This is a genomic window from Streptomyces sp. TAA204, from assembly GCF_000424965.1.
Window position 1 is genome coordinate 167,092 of sequence record NZ_AUKW01000018.1, and the last position, 18,899, is coordinate 185,990.

Annotated in this window: 15 protein-coding genes, 2 tRNA genes and 1 pseudogene; 8 read left to right on the forward strand and 10 right to left on the reverse strand. The window is 69.4% G+C overall.

Annotated features, from left to right (window positions below; genetic code table 11):
- Nucleotides 1-9: 9 nt before the first annotated feature.
- The 4 genes from H343_RS0120220 to H343_RS0120235 all read left to right on the forward strand — a co-directional run bounded on the left by H343_RS0120220 (nucleotide 10) and on the right by H343_RS0120235 (nucleotide 7,371).
- The gene (locus tag H343_RS0120220) at nucleotides 10-2,634 is read left to right on the forward strand and encodes a phosphoribosyltransferase (RefSeq protein ID WP_028432639.1); all 2,625 of its coding nucleotides are present in this window, start codon (nucleotides 10-12) and stop codon (nucleotides 2,632-2,634) included.
- Entirely contained in the window at nucleotides 2,631-3,560 is a 930-nt protein-coding gene (locus tag H343_RS0120225) for an HAD family hydrolase (protein ID WP_486586977.1), read from the forward strand. Before H343_RS0120220 ends, H343_RS0120225 begins: the two co-directional genes overlap by 4 nt.
- A 214-nt stretch (nucleotides 3,561-3,774) precedes the next feature.
- Nucleotides 3,775-6,426 carry an SAM-dependent methyltransferase gene (locus H343_RS35625; protein ID WP_199778961.1) on the forward strand — a complete coding sequence of 884 codons (2,652 nt, stop codon included), beginning with the start codon at nucleotides 3,775-3,777 and terminating at the stop codon, nucleotides 6,424-6,426.
- Between the two features lie 90 nt (nucleotides 6,427-6,516).
- Entirely contained in the window at nucleotides 6,517-7,371 is an 855-nt protein-coding gene (locus H343_RS0120235) for a pentapeptide repeat-containing protein (RefSeq protein ID WP_028432641.1), read from the forward strand.
- Between the two features lie 38 nt (nucleotides 7,372-7,409).
- Here H343_RS0120235 and H343_RS0120240 read toward each other — a convergent pair whose 3' ends face one another.
- Both H343_RS0120240 and H343_RS0120245 read right to left on the reverse strand, forming a co-directional pair.
- Complete coding sequence (locus H343_RS0120240; RefSeq protein ID WP_028432642.1) at nucleotides 7,410-7,634, reverse strand: FmdB family zinc ribbon protein; 225 nt, start codon at nucleotides 7,632-7,634, stop codon at nucleotides 7,410-7,412.
- 74 nt (nucleotides 7,635-7,708) lie between these two features.
- Complete coding sequence (locus tag H343_RS0120245; RefSeq protein WP_199778964.1) at nucleotides 7,709-8,965, reverse strand: coiled-coil domain-containing protein; 1,257 nt, start codon at nucleotides 8,963-8,965, stop codon at nucleotides 7,709-7,711.
- Nucleotides 8,966-9,169: 204 nt separating this feature from the next.
- On the opposite strand from H343_RS0120245, the gene H343_RS0120250 reads away from it, so the two are divergent.
- Nucleotides 9,170-9,244: transfer RNA gene (locus H343_RS0120250), tRNA-Val, on the forward strand.
- Nucleotides 9,245-9,363: 119 nt separating this feature from the next.
- Here H343_RS0120250 and H343_RS31730 read toward each other — a convergent pair.
- The 7 genes and pseudogenes from H343_RS31730 to H343_RS0120285 form a co-directional block, all read right to left on the reverse strand.
- Nucleotides 9,364-9,666: pseudogene (locus H343_RS31730) on the reverse strand (tyrosine-type recombinase/integrase); the annotation flags it as partial.
- 59 nt (nucleotides 9,667-9,725) lie between these two features.
- Nucleotides 9,726-10,304 (reverse strand): flavoprotein, encoded by a 579-nt coding sequence (locus H343_RS0120260; protein WP_078505935.1) that lies wholly within the window; start codon nucleotides 10,302-10,304, stop codon nucleotides 9,726-9,728.
- Nucleotides 10,286-11,521 (reverse strand): helix-turn-helix domain-containing protein, encoded by a 1,236-nt coding sequence (locus H343_RS0120265; protein ID WP_028432645.1) that lies wholly within the window; start codon nucleotides 11,519-11,521, stop codon nucleotides 10,286-10,288. Before H343_RS0120265 ends, H343_RS0120260 begins: the two co-directional genes overlap by 19 nt.
- Before the next feature lie 241 nt (nucleotides 11,522-11,762).
- Nucleotides 11,763-13,607 (reverse strand): hypothetical protein, encoded by a 1,845-nt coding sequence (locus H343_RS0120270; protein ID WP_028432646.1) that lies wholly within the window; start codon nucleotides 13,605-13,607, stop codon nucleotides 11,763-11,765.
- Nucleotides 13,604-14,074, reverse strand: a complete 471-nt coding sequence (locus H343_RS31735) for an ABC-three component system middle component 2 (RefSeq protein ID WP_106958893.1) — start codon at nucleotides 14,072-14,074, stop codon at nucleotides 13,604-13,606. The genes H343_RS0120270 and H343_RS31735 overlap by 4 nt, the downstream gene beginning before the upstream one ends.
- Nucleotides 14,071-15,006, reverse strand: a complete 936-nt coding sequence (locus tag H343_RS31740; protein ID WP_486586980.1) for an ABC-three component system protein — start codon at nucleotides 15,004-15,006, stop codon at nucleotides 14,071-14,073. Before H343_RS31740 ends, H343_RS31735 begins: the two co-directional genes overlap by 4 nt.
- 372 nt (nucleotides 15,007-15,378) lie before the next feature.
- A complete protein-coding gene (locus H343_RS0120285) occupies nucleotides 15,379-16,332 on the reverse strand; it encodes an IS481 family transposase (RefSeq protein WP_028432647.1) in 954 nt (317 codons plus the stop codon).
- Nucleotides 16,333-16,689: 357 nt separating this feature from the next.
- On the opposite strand from H343_RS0120285, the gene H343_RS36055 reads away from it, so the two are divergent.
- Both H343_RS36055 and H343_RS0120290 read left to right on the forward strand, forming a co-directional pair.
- A complete protein-coding gene (locus H343_RS36055; protein WP_078505936.1) occupies nucleotides 16,690-16,884 on the forward strand; it encodes a hypothetical protein in 195 nt (64 codons plus the stop codon).
- Nucleotides 16,885-16,890: 6 nt separating this feature from the next.
- Nucleotides 16,891-17,124: a hypothetical protein gene (locus H343_RS0120290; RefSeq protein ID WP_028432648.1), complete on the forward strand. Its 234-nt coding sequence runs from the start codon at nucleotides 16,891-16,893 to the stop codon at nucleotides 17,122-17,124.
- On the opposite strand, the gene H343_RS31745 is transcribed toward H343_RS0120290, so the two are convergent.
- Complete coding sequence (locus tag H343_RS31745) at nucleotides 17,103-18,755, reverse strand: glycosyltransferase 87 family protein (RefSeq protein WP_078505937.1); 1,653 nt, start codon at nucleotides 18,753-18,755, stop codon at nucleotides 17,103-17,105. The genes H343_RS0120290 and H343_RS31745 overlap by 22 nt on opposite strands.
- Between H343_RS31745 and H343_RS0120300 the strand changes: the two genes are divergently transcribed.
- A tRNA-Ala gene (locus H343_RS0120300) sits at nucleotides 18,723-18,795 on the forward strand. The two genes, H343_RS31745 and H343_RS0120300, sit on opposite strands and share 33 nt — an antisense overlap.
- Nucleotides 18,796-18,899: the final 104 nt, after the last annotated feature.

Consider the following 18,899-nt stretch of genomic DNA (forward strand, 5'->3'; position numbering starts at 1 on the left):
AGGGACGGAATGGGCGAAGTGGTGTGGTCCGGTCAGTGGGTTGCCGAACGTCTGGACGTACGGCTGAGCGGCGACGGCCTGCGGGAGCTGATGGGCCTCGCCCTGCGCCGTAACCCGAAGCGCGCCCATCTCCTCGTCTCGCAGGTCCTGGGCAAGCACATCCCCGGGAGTCCCGGGAGGGTCTACGGCATCGGGCTCGAACTCGGCCGCCGGGTACGAGCGTTGCTCGGTGACGCTCTCGCGGACGAGGCGGTGGTGCTGGGGTACGCGGAGACCGCGACCGGGCTCGGCCACAGCGTCGCGGACGGCATCGCGGGCGTCACCTGTCTGCACTCGACCCGGCGGCCGGTGAGGGGAGTCGAGGCGGTCGGCGGGTTCGAGGAGGAGCACAGCCACGCGACGTCCCATCTGCTGCTCCCCGAGGACCCGGCGCTGCTGGACGGTGACGGACCGCTCGTCCTGGTCGACGACGAGTTCTCCACCGGCCGCACCGTGCGCAACACCATCGCCGCGCTGCACCGCGGCCGCCCGCGCGAGCGGTACGTGGTGGTGGCGCTCACCGACATGCGGTCCTCCGGCGACGTGGCGGCGCTGGAGAAGTTCGCCGCCGAACTCGGCTCCCGTGTGGAGGTGGTGGCGCTGGCGAGCGGCCAGGTCTCCCTCCCGCACGACGTGCTGGAGCGCGGCCTCCGCCTCGTCGCCGAGGCGGAGTCTGAGGCGGAGTCTGAGGCGGCGGGAGCCCGCGCGCCCGTCCCCGCCGGAGGGCACGCCGGCAGCCGAGAGCCGGCCGCCCCGGTGACACGCGTGGAGACCGGCTGGCCGCGCGGCCTTCCGGACGGCGGGCGGCACGGCTTCACCGCGGCCCACCGCGCACGGCTCGACGCCGAACTGCCCGCCATGGCCGCCCGCCTGGAGGCCGCGCTGAGCGAGTCGGGGGCCCTTCCCGCCCTCTCCGGCGCCCCGGACGGGGCCCCGGTTCCGCGCGTACTGCTGCTGGGCTGCGAGGAGTTGATGTACGCACCGCTGCGCCTCGCCGAAGCACTGGAGCGGCAACTCGGTGACCGCGCGCAGGTACGGTTCTCCACCACGACCCGCTCGCCGGTGCTGGCTGTGGACGACCCGGCGTACGCGGTGCGTACGGCGCTCGCCTTCCCGGCGCACGACAACCCCGCGCACGACAACCCCGCGCACGACGGCCCACCGGGTGGGGACCGGGCGGCAGCCACCCGCTACGCCTACAACGTCGCCCCGGGCAGCGACCCGGACCGCCGCTTCGACGCGGTCGTCCTGGTGACCGACTCGGTCGCCGACACCCCCGCGCTGCACGCTCCCGGCGGGCTCCTCTCCCGGCTCGCCGAGCACACCGGTGCCGTGCTGCTCGCGGTGCTGCCCTCCTACGTACCGCTGCCGCCCCCGCTGCGCGGACCGGGATTCTCCTCGTACGCCGCCGAGGACGTCGGCTGGCTGCTGCGGGACATCTCGGACGTGCAGTTGGAGGCACCCCCCGAGGAGCGGGAGGAGGCGATCCAGAGCGGCGGAGCGCACTACGCGGAGTCGCTGCCGGTCGAGTACCAGCCCAGCGCGGAGTACGAACGGCTCTTCCACAGCGCCCTGGAGGCTTCCGCAGCACGCGTCGCACGCGCGGTCGGCACGGTCACCGACACCGTGCTCGCGGAGCGCGGGCCGGGACGGACACCGGGACCGGGCACGCACGGCACCGGCGGTACGGGACATACCGACGGTTCGGGACGCACCGGCGGCCCTCCCGGACGAACGGCCGGACTGCCCGTCCTTGTCTCACTTGCCCGTGCGGGCACGCCCGTCGGCATCCTGATGCGCCGCTGGGCGCAGCGCGTCCACGGCCTCGACCTGCCCCACTACACCGTCTCCATCGTGCGCGGCCGCGGCATCGACACCAACGCGCTGCGCTGGATCGCGGCCCACCACGACCCCGCCGACGTCGTCTTCGTCGACGGCTGGACCGGCAAGGGAGCCATCACCCGTGAACTCGCCGAAGCCGTCGCCCCCTTCGACGGCTTCGACCCGGAACTCGCCGTCCTCGCGGACCCGGGCGGCTGCGTGCGCACCTACGGCACACGTGAGGACTTCCTCATCCCCTCCGCCTGCCTCAACTCCACCGTCTCCGGACTGATTTCGCGCACTGTGCTGCGCGCGGACCTCGTGGGCCCGCACGACTTCCACGGTGGGAAGTGCTACCGGGAACTCGCCGGTTCGGACGTCTCAGGGCTCTTCCTGGACACGGTCACGGACCGCTTCGAGGAGGTGCGTGCCCTGGTCGCCGAGGACGTCCCGGCGCTGCTCGCCTCCGACCGCGCTCCCACGTGGGCGGGCTGGCGGGCGGTGGAGCGGATCAGCGAGCAGTACGGCATCGGTGACGTCAACCTCGTCAAGCCGGGGGTCGGTGAGACGACACGCGTACTGCTGCGCAGAGTGCCGTGGAAGGTGCTCGCCCGGCGTGGCGCGGGCTCCGACCTCGACCATGTGCGGCTGCTGGCCGGACAGCGCGGAGTACCGGTCGAGGAGGCCGACGGGCTCCCCTACAGCTGTGTCGGCCTGATCCACCCGCGCTACACGCGGGGCGCCACGGGCGCGGACGGCAGGGCAGCCGTATGACGGGCGCCGACAGCACAGCCGACAGCACGGCCGACAGCCCGGTCGGCGGAGCGGGCGGCAGCACGGACGGCAGAGCCACCGGCAGAGCTACCGGCAGAGGGACCCCGAGCGGACTCCCCCTCATCGCCAGCGACCTCGACCGCACGCTCATCTACTCCGCTGCGGCGCTCGGGCTGACCATGCCGGATGCCGAGGCGCCGCGACTGCTGTGTGTGGAGACCTACGAACGCAGGCCGCTGTCGTACATGACCGAGACGGCCGCCGCCCTGCTGGACGGACTGGCCGGCCGGTGCGTGTTCGTGCCGACCACCACCCGTACCCGCGAGCAGTACCGGCGTGTACGGCTGCCCGGCCCGCCGCCCCGCTACGCGGTCTGCGCCAACGGCGGACACCTCCTGGTCGACGGCGAGTCCGACCCCACCTGGCACGCGCGCGTGCTGCGCGGCCTGGAATCCTGCGCTCCGCTGGACGAGATCACCGGGCATCTGCGCCATGCGGCCGCCGGAGGGGACTGGGTGCTCAAAGAGCGCGTCGCCGACGAACTGTTCGCGTATCTGGTCGTCGACCGCGACCGTCTCCCGGACTCCTGGGTCAAGGAGCTGACGGAGTGGGCGGGGGAGCGCGGGTGGACGGTGTCGCTGCAGGGACGCAAGATCTACGCCGTGCCCGGACCGCTGACCAAGAGCGCGGCCATCGAGGAGATCGCCCGGCGTACCGGCACGGAGCACACGTACGCCGCGGGCGACTCGCTGCTCGACGCCGACATGTTGCTCGCCGCCGACGGCGGCTGGACGCCCGGTCACGGTGAACTCGCAGACAGCGGCTGGAGGGCCGGTCACATCACCGCACTGAGCGAGCGGGGCGTCGCGGCGGGGGAGCGCATCCTGCGCGGGATGAGCCGGGCCGCCGCCGCGGGACGGACCTGAGCGCACGGCGCCCGGCCGGTGCCTCCGGCTCCGTGCCCTGCCGTGCCCTGCGGCGGCCCGGTCCATCCTTCACCCGTCCGTGGGGGACGCACAGGGGCCGCGTCCACACACCCCGCTCCGGTCCGTGCCCTTCCCTCCACCATCCGTCCCGGCCCGCCGCCCCCACAGCGGCACTCGAGGTGCGGCTGCCGGTGCCGGGCAGGACGCTTGAGCCATGTTGACGCTCGGCCACCTGACCGCCTCCGAGCCGCCACTGCTGCGGTGGGCGGCCGGTGACGACGCGCCCGAGGACCCGAGCCGGGTGGTCGACAAGATCGTGCGGTGCGGCCCGGACGGACCGCGCATCGGCGAGCGTACGGCGCGCGCGCTGCTCGTGACCCCCGGCGGCGGCAGCCTGAAGTGGGTCTCGCTACGGGCCGGCGACGCGGCGGGAGTGGTGGTCTGCGGCGATGACGAAGAGGTGGGCGGCAGTGGGCTCGTACCGGTGCTCAGACCGGCGGTCCCCGGCGACCCGGTACGGGTGACCGAAGCTCTGACAGGCGCACACGTCGCGGCACTGCAGACACAGATCCGCCAACTGGAGGGCTACTCGAACCTCGCGGCGCAGGCCATCGCCCAGGGCGACGGCCCTGCCGGCCTGCTCGAATGGGTGGCACAGGAGACCGGGGCGGAGATCGAGATCGTCGACGGCCACCGCGAACAGGCGTGGCCCGAGGAGCTGCGCAGACAGGCGGGGCCGCTGCGGGAGCTGGTGCGGGGACGGGAACGCGGCCCCGTACGGGGCACCTCGGAGGGGCGCCGCTACGTGGAGGTGTGGCCGGTCGGCGTCGGGCCGCCGCACCGGCTGCTGATCGCCTCCCGCGAGGAGCCGTGGACGGGACGCGGCCAGCTCGGCCTGAGACAGGTGGCAGTGATGGTGGCCGGGCTGCTGCGCGAGGAGGACGTCTCGGAGCGCGAACACCGGCTGCGGGCGGCGGTGCTCGCGGCACGGACCTCCGCCTTCCAGTACCTGATGGTGGGCGATGTGACCTCAGCCGGACGGGCCGTGGAACCGCTCGCACCGGGCCTGACGGCTGCCGGTGTCATGCAGATGGCAGTGGTCGAGACGGCGCCGGGCGAGGAGCGTGCGGCTGTCGCCTCCGAGGTGGAGGAGGCGCTGCAGTGGGGGCGTTCGCTGACCGTGCTGTGTCCCGTGGACGAGGCCCAGGTCATCGTCATCTGGGACGGGTCGCAGCCCCCGGTGCAGACCGTCCTGGAACCCGTGGCGGAGGCGCTGCCGGAACGGGCCGTCGGCGTGAGCGGGCGCGGCCCGCTGGAGCACGCGGCACGGCTGTACGGCGCGGCGGCCGCGAGCGTCGAGGCGGCACGGCGCACCGCGGGCGGGGTGGCGGTGCACGACGGGCGGCCTCCGCTGGCGGAGATGCTGGACGCCTCGGCGCGTGCCTGGGCGCGCGAGCTGCTGGCGCCGCTGGAGGAGAACCTGGCCGCGGTCGAGCTGCGGCGGCTGCTGGAGGTGTGCCGGGCGGCGATCACGATGGGCGCGGAGGGCGCCGGCAGACTGCTCGGACTGCACCACGACACGATCTCCGCCCGTCTCGACGAACTGACGTCCCGGGCCGGGCTCGACCGGCGGAGGCTGGGCGACCGGGCGGCTCTCGATCTCGCACTGCAGCTCGCCGAGCTGCCGCCGCCCGTTCCCGGAACGGCACCGGCCGCGGGCGGCGTACGCGAGATCCTCTCCCAGGACGGTGCCGCGATGTGGGGCGGCGGGGTGCTGTCCGGGCTCTCCACACGTCTGCTGTCCGCGCTGTCGGCCTGGGCGCACCACGAACTGGACAACCACGAGACCTCCTGCGAGCTGGGCATCCCGCCCGGGACGCTGACGGGCTGGCTGCGTGAGGCGGGAACCCTGACACATCTGCCCCTGACGAAGGACAGACCCGGTGCCGTGCACGACCTGCTCTGGGCGCTCTACGCCACGGGCCGCGTCCGTCCCTTCGGCCTTGCCGACGGCGCCGGTACGCAGCGGGAACAGGCGGGCCCCGGCCCGGCGGACGTCCGCGCGGAGGGCGAGCCGCGCACCGACCGCCCCCATCCGGCACGTGTGGAGGACTACCTCCTCGGCGGGCGCACGAACTACGCGGCGGACAGATGGGCCGCCCAGCAGTCCGTGGAAGCCGCTCCCCGGATCGCCATGACGGCCCGTGAGAACCGCGGCTTCATGCTCCGCGCGGTACGCCACCTCGTGAAGGAGGCCGGCATACGGCAGTTCCTCGACCTGGGCTCCGGAATCCCCACCGAACCCGGCCTCCACCAGGTCGCCCAGTCCGAGGACCCCTCCGCCCGAGTCGTCTACGTCGACAACGACCCCGTCGTCCACGCGCACGCCCAGGCCCTGCTCACCAGCAGCTCCCAGGGCAGCACTGCCTTCCTCCGGGCGGACGCGACAGACCCGGCCGCCGTCGTCACCTCCCCCGAGGTCCGCGAGAACCTGGACCTGCAGCAGCCCGTCTCCCTCTCCCTCTCCGTGCTGCTGCCCTACGTACGGGACGACCGGACGGCACACGACATGGTCCGGCGCCTGACCGGGCTGCTGGCGCCCGGCAGCTGTCTGACCCTCTCCCACCTCACGGCCGACCTCGATCCCGAAGCGATGCGCGCGGTGCTCGACCACTACGAGAAGCTGTCCGGCATCCCCCTGCGCAGCCGTACGTACGGGGAGGTGGCGGCACTCCTCGAAGGGCTGGAACTCCTCGAACCGGGTCTCGTGCTCGTGCACCGCTGGCACTCGGACCGCTCCGAGCAGGACCTGGCGGACGACGACGTGCGCGTCGGGTCCTACGGCGCCGTCGCCCGCATCCGTTGACGTCCGGTAGTTCGCAGGCAGGTGCGAGAATGAGCGCCCGTCCACGGCGGACCGGTCCGGTGGGGACCTCGCGGCAGGAGACCACACGCCTTGAGCCAGAAGTGTTCCGCTCCACCGAGGGGCGGCAGCGGCGGTACCGATCTGCGAGCCGACTGCGCCGCCTGCTTCGGGCTGTGCTGTGTCGCGCTGTCCTTCACCGCCTCGTCGGACTTCGCCCTCGACAAGGCCGCCGGACAGCCCTGCACGAACCTCCAGGCAGACTTCCGCTGCGGCATCCACGCGGACCTGCGGGAGCGAGGGTTCTCCGGGTGCACCGTCTTCGACTGCTTCGGCGCCGGACAGAAGGTCTCCCAGGTCACCTTCGGCGGACGGGACTGGCGCGAGGAGCCCGGAACGGCGCAGCCCATGTTCGCGGTGTTCGCCGTGATGCGGCAGCTGCACGAACTGCTGAAGTACCTGACGGAGGCGGTGGCACTTCCCACCGGACGGCCGCTGCGCGGCGAACTGAAGGGTGTGCTGGAAACCGTCGAGCGGCTCACGCAGGGCAGCGCCGAGGACCTTCTGGCGGCAGACGTCCCGGCACTGCGGGAGCGGGCCGGGGCTGCGCTGCTGCGCGCGAGCGAGACGGCGCGGGCCCGCGTCCCCGGACGCAGGAGGAACCACCGCGGCGCCGACCTGTCAGGGGCGCGGCTCGCGGGCGCCGGTCTGCGGGGCGCCAACTTCCGCGGGGCCCGTTTGATCGCCGTCGACATGACCGGCGCGGACCTGCGCGACGCCGACATGACAGGGGCCGACCTGCGGGACGCCGACCTGAGCGGCGCGGACCTCACCGGATGCCTCTTCCTCACCCAGCCGCAGATCAGCGCAGCGAAGGGCAGCGGCGGCACCCGGCTCCCCGGCGGGCTCAGCAGGCCCGCGCACTGGACGGACGGCCGCAGCGGCTGACGTACGCCCGCGGTCTCAGCCCCGTCTCAGTCCCGGTCTCAGCCGCAGCAGCCGCCTCCGCAGCAGCCGCCCCCGCCGCCCCCTGCCTGCGGTGCGCTCATCGTGGGCGCGGCGGAGGTGCCGCCGACCGCGACGGTGGAGAGCAGCTTGACGGTGTCCCCGTGACCGTCCGGACAGCTGGCCGGGGCACCGGACTCCGCCATGGGACGGGTCAGTTCGAACTGTGTGTCGCACCGGCGGCAGCGGTACTCGTAACGCGGCATGGCGGAATGCTATCCGGCAGCCGCGCGGGCCGCCGGTGAGAGGTCCGTTCCTCCCCTGTGACGGCGGCTCCCCGTCACTGCCCGGAGGCCCGCTCCTCGCGGATCTGATCGACCACGCGCTGCACCGTCTCCTTCACGGCGTCCAGCTCGGTCAGCAGATGCCAGTAGTCCGGGTGCCGTCCTGAGAGCGACTCCACCGCCCGGTCCACGCGTTCCACCGCGTCGTCCAGCGGGCGGGCGTGCCGCGGGTCCGGCGTGCTGCGGCCCGCCATCGCGAGGCGCTGCGCGTCGCGGATCGCGAACCGGGTGCGCTCGACCTCCTTCGTCTTGTCGAAGGAGACCTCGTTGAGCCGCTGCAGCCGGTCACCGGCGGCCTTGATCGCCTCGTCGGCCGTGTTCAGCAGCGCCCGTACCGTCGACACCTGCGCGGTGGCGTCCGGCCAGCGCTGCTCGTCCCGAGCCTTGCGGCCCTCCGCCAGCTTCTCCTCCGCCTGCCGCACCGAACGCGCCGCCTGCTCCGGTACCTGCTGCAGGTCCTGCCAGCACGCCGCGCTGAACCGGCGGCGCAGCTCGCTCAGCACGGGCTCGACCTGGCCGGCCCTGGTGTGCAGGGCCTGGGTGCGCGTACGCAGGGACGAGATCCGCTTGTCGATCTCCGCGGCCTTCTCGGGGAGCTGGTCCGCCTCGCTGCGGATCGCCTCGGCCTCACGCACCACCCGGTCCGCCCGGTGCAGCGTGTCCTGGACGCCGTGCCGGCCCGCACCCTCATTGAGCTTCGTCAGCTCCGGCGACAGCGACGCGAGACGGCCGGCGAGATCGTCGGCCTCGAGGCCTGCGGCGCGGGTGGCGTCCAGCGCGTTCGACGCGGCCAGCAGAGCCTGCCGCGCCCGCTCCACGGCGGGAGCGAGCCGCGCGAGCTGGGTCTCGGCCTGCGAGAGCAGCGGCCCCAGGCCCTCCCCGAAGCGCTCCAGCTCGGCCTTGACCCGCTCCAGGTCCTCCTTGGCCTTCCTCAGCTCCGCCTGCGCACGGGCGGCCGTGCCGGGGTCGAGATCGTCCCGGTCCAGATCATGGGTGTCGACGACGGTGATGTACTCGTGGCTCACCCGGTCGATGCGGGTGCCGAACTCGGCGAAGTCGGAGACTGCCTTCCGCGCGGGACGGGAGTCGTCGACGGCGCTGAGGGTCTCGATGGAGATGCGCAGATCACGCTGGGCGGTGTCGAGGTCGTAGAAGGCGGCTGCCGCGGCGTCCTTGGCTGCTTGCGCGTCGGCCCGCTGATTCTCCGCCCGGCCGCTGCCCCAGCCCCAGCGGCGGGTACCGCCGCCGTTCATCGCCGCCACCAAACCTCTCCCCGTGTCCCCATGTACCGCACCAGTGGATCGCAGGCCATTGTCCCACCCTGTGCCAACGAACACACGGGCCGGTTCGTTCACGATCCCGCACGAATCGGCGTCTCCCCGCGCCGCGGGCGGCCCGCGGAAGGGTTTGCGCCCGATACCGCGGGACAGGGTAGTCTGTGGCCTCGTTCGGTCCCCGGGCGCATAGCTCAGCGGTAGAGCGCTTGCCTTACAAGCAAGATGTCACTGGTTCGATCCCAGTTGTGCCCACCACCGCAGAACCCCCTCTGAACAGCAGCCGAAGGGCCGTCCACGCCGTGCGTGGACGGCCCTTCGAGCGCTTGACGCAGGCGGGGGAGCCAAACAGGGAGCCAGTGCCTCGCACGGCTACCTCACGGCGGCTCCCCTTCGCTCGATCCGTCGGCGAAGATGGCGTCCATTACCTCAGCCCCCTCGGTGATCACAGGGCGAAGCTGCTTCCGGTAGACGATCTCCGTCGTGGTGGTGCTTCGGTGTCCCACGACGCGGGCGATGTCCTCGAGCCGGATGCCGTGCTCGGAGAGCAGCGAGACGAAGCTGTGCCGGAGCTCCCGCGGGGTCCAGTCGTCGGCGGACAGCCCCGCCTTCTTCAGGAGGACTCGGAAGTCCCGGCGTACATTCCCCGCGGCGAGCGCGGCTCCCGTACGAATGACGAAGGACCCGGACACACTGTCCGGGTCCTTCGTCATTGCAGGTCAATGGTGTTGACGTGCTTTCATCTCACTGCCTCATCGGCTTCGTTGAGCACTGCCTCCCAGGGGATCTCCCGTCCGGCGCTCGCCTCGCGAGGCTCGTAGAGAGGCCACACGTCAGCTCCGTACACGAGGCGGACCCCCGCACTGCGCAGGTCCGCCAGATGACGCTCCCAGGCGGGGTGCCGGGCGTGGGCCGCGTTGACGCGTGGGAAGACGACGACGGGTAGGTTCCGAGTACCGATTGCCTCGTTGACCTGCGTCAGTGCCTGGTTGTCGGAGATGCCCGAGGCCAGCTTGGCGACAGTGTTGGCGCTGGCGGGTGCGACGACAAAACAGTCCGCCGGCGGATGTGGGCGGCTCTCGCTCGGGAGGCGGGGAAGAGACCGTACGGGAAGACCCGTGAGCGCCTTGAGTTGCTCGATCTCACCCGTGGCACGCAGCCATTCGTCCGCCGTCGGTGTCAGCGTCACGGCGACCTGCCAGCCGCGCTCTACGGCCGGTTGGACAAGCCCAGCCCGTAGGGCTTGGACACCCCCTGCACTCGTGCCAACCACACCCAAGACACTCCGAGAGGTCGTACTCACTGCACCGCCCTGCACCGTTGGGCCATGACGAACAGCTCGGAAGACCGAGCGCTGCCAGTGACCGGAGACTGCTTCATCAAGTCCCGCAAAGTCTCCCGGACTCTGGGGTTGTTGCGTACGAGCTGCGGTGAGTTGTGCTCCGCCGTGCGCAGTTCCCTGAAGGCGTCGTCGCTACGGCCGGCGAGAGAGAGGCCGCGGGCGTGGTCGATGCGGTGCGAGGTGCCGCGCTCGGGTGGCATGTGGTCGACGTCGATGTCGCCGTGCTCCACCACGTACGAGATGTTCTCCAAGTCCAACTCGATGGAGAGGCGGTGGAGAACCACGTTGGTCGGGCCGAAGCTCGTCTGCCAGTAGTTCGCGTCCTCGCCGAGCTGCTCGGCCAGCGTCTCGGCTCGACAGAGCAGGTTCATGGCCGTGCCCCGATCCTGGTGACGCGCGGCAGCGACAGCGGCGCGCAGATGCACCATGCCCAGCAGGCTGAGGGCTGCTGGGTCGTGCTCGTCGATGCGAGCCGAGAGCCACGTGGCCGTGGTGTTGCCCAGCTCCATCGCGTCGTCGTAGCGCCCGTTGGCCAGGAGCGCATGCGTACCCGACCGGGCGGCGGAAGCCAGAACGAGAGCATCACCAGATTCGTCGGCGGCCCGCATAGCGCGCTCGGCGGCCAGCCAAGAGACATCGGACTCGCCGATCTTCGCAAGCGTCGTCGCAGCGAGGTGGTGAGTACGGGCTGACACGGCCCAGCAGGCCCTCGTCTCGTCGCCAGAGCGCGCAGCCCTGTCTTCAAGCTCCTGAGCCGTCTGCAAGAGCCCGGGAAGCGCGGCGAGCGCCTTGCCGAGGCTGCCTGTCTGGTAGTGGCCCCAAGCGCGTTCTACGAAGGGCACTGTCGGCCCAGGGCTCGGGAGTTGAGCCTCGACTTCAGGGCCGAACAGCAGTCGGGACAGACGCCGCGGACTCATGAGCGCGTCCCTGACGGCCGGCACGTCGTCCTGCTCCTGCTCATCTTCCAGCAGGACGGGCTGGCCAATGAGATCCCCGAGCGGCACCCGCAGCACGCGTGCCAGCTCGGCGAGCATGTCGATGCGAGGCGGCTTCCGCCGGCCGTTCTCAATCTTGGCGAGCCAGTCTGTGCTCCGGCCAACGAGCCCCGCCAGGACTTCTTGTGTGTAGCCGCGACGCTTGCGGTAGAACGCTATGCGCTCGCCGATGCTGAGGTGATCTCCGAGACCACGCATTTTGGATTGCCTCCTGCTACGTTGCGGCCTGTATCACGGTATCTACGAGGAGCCACTCCCGGCAGGCCCCGTAGCCGGACACCACAGTTGTGTGGAGACAGCCTCCGAGTGATCCGGCCACTAAGGCCGGACAGTCTGTCCGGCCTTAGTGGCCCGAGGGTTGATGACGTCAGTAGCTTTCAGTAGGCAGGTGTATCGAGCGCTCCCGGTCCGATTGGTCGCTGCGCACCCCCAGAAGGGGTTAGCTCTCTGGCTGTTCCTGATAGGGGAAGAAACCCCGGCGCTCGGAGCCGTCCACGCCGAAGGGGTAGATGGTCGCGCGACCGGAGATGCCCGGGGGAGGAGTGCCGTTCTCGATCACGATGACCTGTCCTGGAGGATTATCGAGGAGGTCTCGATAGAAGCGCTCCACGACGTCGGACGTCATCAACTCGGGGTCATCCTCACTGTCTTCGGACTGGCGGTAGGTGACCACGGGAGAGTCAAGTACGACGAACCCCGGGTGAATCAGGTCGCGGGCTTGGCTGCGGCGCGCCAGCGACACCGCGAAAGAGGCATGGAGGATTGAGCGCATGCCGTTACCCCTGCTCGCTCTCGGCCGCTGATCGACAGTGATCTCAGCCGAAGTCGCGTTATAGCTGACCTGATTCTCGCCCGGCACCCCCCACGCTTGCAGCGTCTGGTGGATTGCTTCTTCGAAGTCAGCAATGTCTGTGGCTGGGATGCCGTCGGCGCGGGCGGCAGGGGGTGTGGGTGGGATGTTGGACAGAGACGCTTTCATGTCCTCGAGTTGTTGGATCTGAGCGTGTATGGCGAGCTCACTCTCCACTTGAGAGCGCCTGGTCATGAGTTCGTTGGTGTCGGCATTGACTGGCTTCATGCGCATTTCCAGGGCACGAAGTTCCCGATCGTTCTCGGCGAGCTTTTCGGAGTGCTGTCTGTGTTTTACACTTAGGCTCGCCGCCTGGTCTTGGAGATCTTCGAGCGTGCTCATGAGGTCACTGTGCAGCTCGGTGGTTTTTCGTGTCTCTGCGGCGACTGCCGCTGCTAGCTCGGTTGTCTCCGCAAGGTGATGGCCCGGATGCTGATGTTCTGGTTCAGCTCCGCAGAAGACACAGATGCCGGTCCGAAAATAGCCCAGGAGATTGCCCGCCTCGCCGACCATCTCCAGCCGCGCCAGGTCTGACTCGTACTGCTGTCGTAGCAGGCCGAAGCGCGAAAGCAGATCCTGCACCTCGATTGCGCGCCCTTGGTTGTCGTGGTCCTCGGATTCCAATTCGCGGCGGTGTTCTATGAGGGTGGAGCGTGAGGCGATGAGGTGGTCGGCAGTGGCGCTGGCGTGTCTGAGTGACGACTTCAGACGGTCCAGCTGTAGCCGTAGTTCGGACTCAGTAGCCGGGCTCGTGAGCCTCGCCCGGCTTTCGTCGATGAGTCGGCTGAGAAGATCGATTTTTCCCTTGCCTACTTTTTTTTCCAGGCTGGTCGGTGCAGTTGGAAGGACTGGTTCTTCTTGTCCGCTTAGGAGGAGTTTAAGTACTGACTTCTCGGTCGTCTCGTTATGTGGCATGCCCGAGGTGAGCACGGGTGACTGGTGCCCTGCCATGCGCGTGTCGTTGACGACACTCAGCCGGGCGAGATTCCGGAAGTTCAACGGCTGTACCTGGCCGCGGGCGTTCTTGAGGATCCTGCGCCCGTCGATCCCGAGGAGATTGAGTAAGTATCGGGAGATGTTCCGTTGGGATGTAGGGCTGTGTTTGTGGGACAACGTGATGTCAGCCGGTGCGGTTGTCAGTTCTCGCACGTCGCGATTGAACACTTCGATGTCGTTCGCACCCAGGGCGCGGGACAGGGTGAAAGGCTGCCCGTCCCCCAAGCGCAAACCCAGCAGGAGTCGGCTGTAGCCGTCATCCTCGGGGATGGGTTTGAGCTCGCTGGCGCCCAGCATGTAGTCCACAGACTCGCCAATGTATGACTTACCAGTCTCGGAGGCCCCATAGATCACCGTCAGTCGGGGGCTGAACTCCACGGTGGCGGCAGGGCGGCCGATACCGAGGAATGTCAGGTGAACCAGAGTCAGTCTGTTCACAGTACGTCCCTCCAGCGTGGTGCGGCAACGTTCAATTGGTCAGACCAGCGCTGGCTAATCTGCGCCATGCCGCTGCGTGCATCGACCTCGGGAGAATCGATCCCGGCGAGCCACGCTGCACGATTCTGCAACTCGCGCACGTACGGCGATTCCAAGATGCCGAGGAAGCTAGGCGCCTCTTCCGTGGCGCCGTACAAGAAGCCGTCGCTCGTTGCGACCACATCGGCGAGGCCAGCTCTCATCAGCACGACCAGACCCTGTTCGATGAGGTGTCGCCGCATACCCAGTTCTCCGGGGCCGGCAGGAAGGTCGGGGTGGAGGCTGTCTGGGCCAGCGAGATCGCCGCTGTGAACCATCGCATGGTCGAGAAAGACCAGCTGTGCTGAGTCGAACCGCTCAGGAAAAGACTCTGCCAGGACGACCAGGGCTCGCATCCCGACTTCGAGGGGACTGTTGAGCGGATTCACTGCCTGTCCTCCTTGCACCACGTCAGCCGACCGTTGTTGGCCAACTGATGGCACAACCCCTGCCGGTCCGGAGCGGTCACGATAGGAGTGAGGACGTTGGCTGCGGTCAGAGATGCACTCGCGGCCGCAGCCTGCACTGCGTCCAATCGGTCCTGGCCTGTTGAGTGGTTGCGCTGCGCCACACCGAACACGGAGTGGAAGATATCCGACTCGATGGCCTCGTAGGTGCCCTGCAGCACGCTGTCTCTCGCAAATACCCGTAGGGACTCGGCGTGATAGAACACCTCACGATGCCACCGCATCATCGGGCCGGCCATGGCATGGTCGTACGCCTCCCGCAGGGTCGTCATAGCGCAGCCATACGTCTCGTTGTAGACGTCCAGGAGTTTGCGCACATAAGCCGCTTCTTCCGGCCTTGCCTCCGGTGGTGGCGCCTCAACGGCAGGACGGTCCTTAAGCGGTTTGCTGAACCGATCGGAGTGCTGCGGGGTACTGCTGTGCCACTTTAGGATCTGATCAAGATCAGGCGCCTGGAAACGACTGAAGTCGTCCGCACGAGCAAGCGCGTCCACACCCGCCCGCACTCCAGCGTCGAGGTGGCCACCAAGGCTGTCCCCAGGCTTGTCCCAGTACTTAAGGAAGTCTGCCTTGAGCTTCGGGGGGTTGATGAGCATCCGGGCGAGAGTAGGGCCGATCTTCGGTGCGACGAAGATGTAACTCTCCGGAAGGACGTAGCTCCCCTGGACAGCCGCCGCGAAGATCTTGACCATCTCAGGGCGAGCATCCGACGGAAGCAGAGCGTCCTGGTAGTGCTTGCATTGGAAGCAGTGCCACGGCCCTGCTGTTCCCTGCGCTGTCAGACACGCCGCGATGTCAGCGCCCTTGTCGCCGGCGCCACCTTGGCGGATCACCCGCACATATGGCTGGCCCATCGCCAGCACCCACTCGCGAGTGAACTCTTCCCAGTCGTCATCGGAGTAGAAATACAGTATCTGCTGCGGCGTCTGAGGCCTTGGCCCTCCCATTGGAGGCGCCAACTGCACGCGGGGAGGCGGCGGGGATAGCTCAGCGAATCCCTCAAAAACTGGTCTTGGCGGCTCACTTCCCTGCGCCCGTTCTATAGCCATGGCCCCCCTTGGACGCATCGATACACGAAATCAACGTAAAGCAGTCATAGCACCCACAACATCATCTGGGACCCCGTTTTCCAGCCACACCCATGACTGATCGTCACGCGGTTCCGAGGGCCTGCCAGGGACTACAGGCCGCCGCCCGTCGTGAGTCCCAGCCAGCAGCCCGAGCACCTAGCTGTATTGCCTCGTGAGGTTGGGGACGCGGCTGGCGGGTGGTTGGCCGCCGAGCGCGGTGTGTGCGCGGTGGTGATTGTAGGTGTGCAGCCAGTTGGGGAAGGCGTCGCGTCGTTGGGTCTCGGAGCGGTAAGGCCGGGCGTAGGCCCACTCCTCCAGCAGGGTGCGGTTGAGACGTTCGACCTTGCCGTTCGTCTGGGGCCGGTAGGCGCGAGTGCGCTTGTGCGTGATCCCGGCCGCGGCCAGCGTGTCGCGCCACAGACGGGACTTGTAGCAGGCGCCGTTATCGGTGAGCACGCGTTCGACGGTGATCCCGCAGACGGTGAAGAATGCCTGCGCCCGGGTCCAGAAGGCCGTTGCGGTCTCCTTGCGCTCGTCGGTGAGTATTTCGCTGTAGGCAAGGCGGGAGTGGTCGTCGACGGCGGTGTGGATGTAGCTGTAGCCGACGGCAGAGCGGTTCTTCCGGCCGGCCGTCCGGCCGAGCACCTTGTGGCCGCCTCCGTCGGGGATGTTGCCGAGCTTCTTGATGTCGACGTGCACCAGCTCGCCGGGGCGGTCGCGTTCGTAGCGGCGTATGACCCGGCCGGTGGCCCGGTCGCAGTGGTCCAGGCGGCTGACGCCGTAGCGGGCCAGGACGCGGTGGACGGTGGAGGGCACCAGGTGCAGCAGACCCGCGATGCGTGCTGGGCCCCAGCGGCGCAGGACGCGGACCTTGATGATGCGCCGCTCGATGCGCGTCGGAGTCCGGCGCGGGCAGCGGCCGGGACGGCAGGAGCGGTCAACCATGGCGGCCTCGCCGCCAGCCCGGTAGCGGGTCGCCCACCGCTGGGCGGTGGTGACCGAGACGTTGAACCGTTCGGCCGCCCGGCGCAAGGGCCAGCCGTCCTCGACCACACAGCGGGCCAGCCGCACACGTCCGGTCTCGGTCAGGGGTGCGTTACGGTGCGGCATGAGGGCCTCTCTGGTCGCCGGTGCAGATGTCGCAATCCACACCGAGCCAGAAGGCCCTCACCCATTTCAAGATCACCTACCGGTGATCACCGTCACCAACCTCCGTGGACAGAACAGCTAGCCAGCTCCGCGGGAACGGGGGCCGCAACGTCCCCGCGGGGGCTGCGCGTTGTGTCGTCCTGTGCCATGTCGACGGGCCGGAACCAGAAGTCTTCCGGCTCCGTCGGTTCTGCGAGGGTTCACCTCGCGACGCGCTTCACGTCCCGATCGCCGACCGGGCCTCCTGAGACGTGCGGGAACGTGGCAGAATCGTGACGCCCGGGAAAGGGGGAGGGTCCGAGGGGAGTGACGTGTGCGATGTCGCCAGCAGTCCTCATCGAGGGCGGTGATCAGGCGGCATGCCTGTGCGCACGATCAGCCGGCGGCCCTTCGCGCCGGTCCTCAAGGACCTTGCTGTGCCCGGCCTGTGGTTCATCGAACGTTGCCCAGATGCTCGGCGACAACGGAGGAGTTTCCTACGTGTGCACGGCCTGCGGCCACAGCTGGAGCTGATGACTGATGGGTGCGCACAGCAGGAAGTGCGACTGGTGCGGCAGCGGTACCCCCATCGTGCGGGACATGGAGCCCGTCAACGCCGCGTTCCAGTACTGGTGTGAGGACTGCGCGCGGGCGCTGATCATAAAGGGCGATCCGATCGAGACGTACCGCGAGTTGGACGGCGAGCCCATCTACGGGCGGCTGCTCGACGAGCACTGCACGCTGAAGCGCTTCTACTCCTTCGCGACTGCCTGAGAGACACCCTCGCGCTCTTCGGGCTCTTCGGGCTCTTCGCGCTGTTCACGCAGGCGGAGCCGTGAGGGCGGACTGCCCGTCGGCCGGTCAGCACCGTCCTCACGGTCGTACGGTGCGGGCCTGCGCAACGCCCTTACGGACACGGTCGCTGCCAGCACGAGGAAGGCCAGCCCCGTCGCGGGATACACCGCCGAGAGAATCATCTCGCCCGCCGTCTGGCTCAGTTCGGGCCGTACGGGCCCTGTCTCGCCGTGCGGCACCTGCCACACGGCGTACGAACAGAACGCGGCAGCCGCTGCCCCGGCCGAGGACCGCCAGAGCCGCCCCCGTTCGCGGACCAGCGACTCGGCCGCCAGCAGCATCACCAGCGGCACGCACCACACCCAGTGGTGCGACCACGAGACGGGGCTCACCAGCAGCGCCGTGCAGGCACAGGCGACGGCCGCCCAGGCCGGTGCGTACGGCAGCCGTCTGTGACCCGCCGACGCGGCCGCCACCGCCGTGCCCAGCCCGAACAGCACCACCGCGGCGGCAGGCACCAGCCAGGCCCAGCCCGGTTCGCCCGTGTGCAGGAGACGGGCCACGACGCCGCTCAGGGCCTGGTTGTCGGTGATGTCGGTATGACCGACACGCTCCGACCGGAAGATCGCGTCCAGCCAGAATCGGCGCGAGTCCCGCGGCAGCACGACCGCGCCGAGCAGCACCGTGCCCAGGAACGTCCCCGTCGCGACTGCCGCCTGCCGGAGCGGCGGATTCCACCAGCCCGTCGCCGTCCGGCCGTTGCGCAGCCGGCGCAGGCACTGCGCGACGCCGCACAGTGCGAGGAAGACGGCGAACAGCGCGGGAGTGAGCTTGACGCCCGCAGCGAGCCCGACGCCCACACCGGCCCAGCGGTGTCCGGTGCGGCGGGAGAGGTCCCACAGCACAAGAGCCGTCAGCAGCAAGTTGACCTGGCCGTATCGAAGGGTCGTCCACACCGGTTCGCACCACACGGCCGCGGACGCGATCAGCAGAGCGACGGCGGGACGTGAAGCGCGCAGAGGGCGCCCGAGCAGCCGCAGCGACAGGTGGACGACCGCCACCAGCAGCACCAGATTCCCGGCCGTGGCAAGGGTGCGCATGTCCGCCACGTCCAGCAGCGTCAACGGCATGAACAGCAGTGCCGCGAAAGGCGGATAGGTCATGGGCAGTTGGGCGTAGGTGGCGCGCATCGCGTACAGGTCACCGCCCGTGCGTACGGTCCATCCCCCGGCGCGGTAGACCATGAGGTCGATCATGGAGACGTCCGTCGCGCGCTGCGCCGCCCAGAAGGCGGCGAACGAGACCAGGCACAGAACGGAGGCGCTCACGGCCGGGCGACTCAGCAGATGCGTCCTGACGAACGCCTGCGACCTGCCCCCTGCGGTCTGCTGCACCGTGCTCACAGCGAGCGGCTCCAGAGTCGTGATCGGCTGCACCGGGCGACGACAGTACTCGTCGCGGGGAGAGGCGGGCGCGGGCCTCGGTCGCCTCCGGAAACGGATTTGGCGAAGGGCGGCGGAAGCCGTGTAAGGTTGGCGACGCCGCCGCGGGGTCATCCCCTCGGCGGACCAGTGCAGGGGGCTATAGCTCAGTTGGTAGAGCGCTTGCATGGCATGCAAGAGGTCAGGAGTTCGATTCTCCTTAGCTCCACGAGTGCGAGGGCGGAGTGTGTTCGCGGACGACGCGAACCGCTTCGCCCTCGTCGTTCGTGCTCGGCTTCGCCTCGCGTGGCGGGGGCTTCGCCACCCGCGCCC

Bases quoted from the DNA above. Each gene is read 5' to 3' on its own strand.
- H343_RS0120225 (WP_486586977.1), top strand. From the start codon at position 2,631: ATGACGGGCGCCGACAGCACAGCCGACAGCACGGCCGACAGCCCGGTC.
- H343_RS0120265 (WP_028432645.1), bottom strand. From the start codon at position 11,521: ATGCGTGGTCTCGGAGATCACCTCAGCATCGGCGAGCGCATAGCGTTC.
- H343_RS31745 (WP_078505937.1), bottom strand. From the start codon at position 18,755: ATGCAAGCGCTCTACCAACTGAGCTATAGCCCCCTGCACTGGTCCGCC.
- H343_RS0120240 (WP_028432642.1), bottom strand. From the start codon at position 7,634: ATGCCGCGTTACGAGTACCGCTGCCGCCGGTGCGACACACAGTTCGAA.
- H343_RS0120285 (WP_028432647.1), bottom strand. From the start codon at position 16,332: ATGCCGCACCGTAACGCACCCCTGACCGAGACCGGACGTGTGCGGCTG.
- H343_RS0120220 (WP_028432639.1), top strand. From the start codon at position 10: ATGGGCGAAGTGGTGTGGTCCGGTCAGTGGGTTGCCGAACGTCTGGAC.
- H343_RS0120245 (WP_199778964.1), bottom strand. From the start codon at position 8,965: ATGAACGGCGGCGGTACCCGCCGCTGGGGCTGGGGCAGCGGCCGGGCG.
- H343_RS36055 (WP_078505936.1), top strand. From the start codon at position 16,690: ATGTCGCCAGCAGTCCTCATCGAGGGCGGTGATCAGGCGGCATGCCTG.
- H343_RS0120290 (WP_028432648.1), top strand. From the start codon at position 16,891: ATGGGTGCGCACAGCAGGAAGTGCGACTGGTGCGGCAGCGGTACCCCC.
- H343_RS35625 (WP_199778961.1), top strand. From the start codon at position 3,775: ATGTTGACGCTCGGCCACCTGACCGCCTCCGAGCCGCCACTGCTGCGG.
- H343_RS31740 (WP_486586980.1), bottom strand. From the start codon at position 15,006: ATGGGCCAGCCATATGTGCGGGTGATCCGCCAAGGTGGCGCCGGCGAC.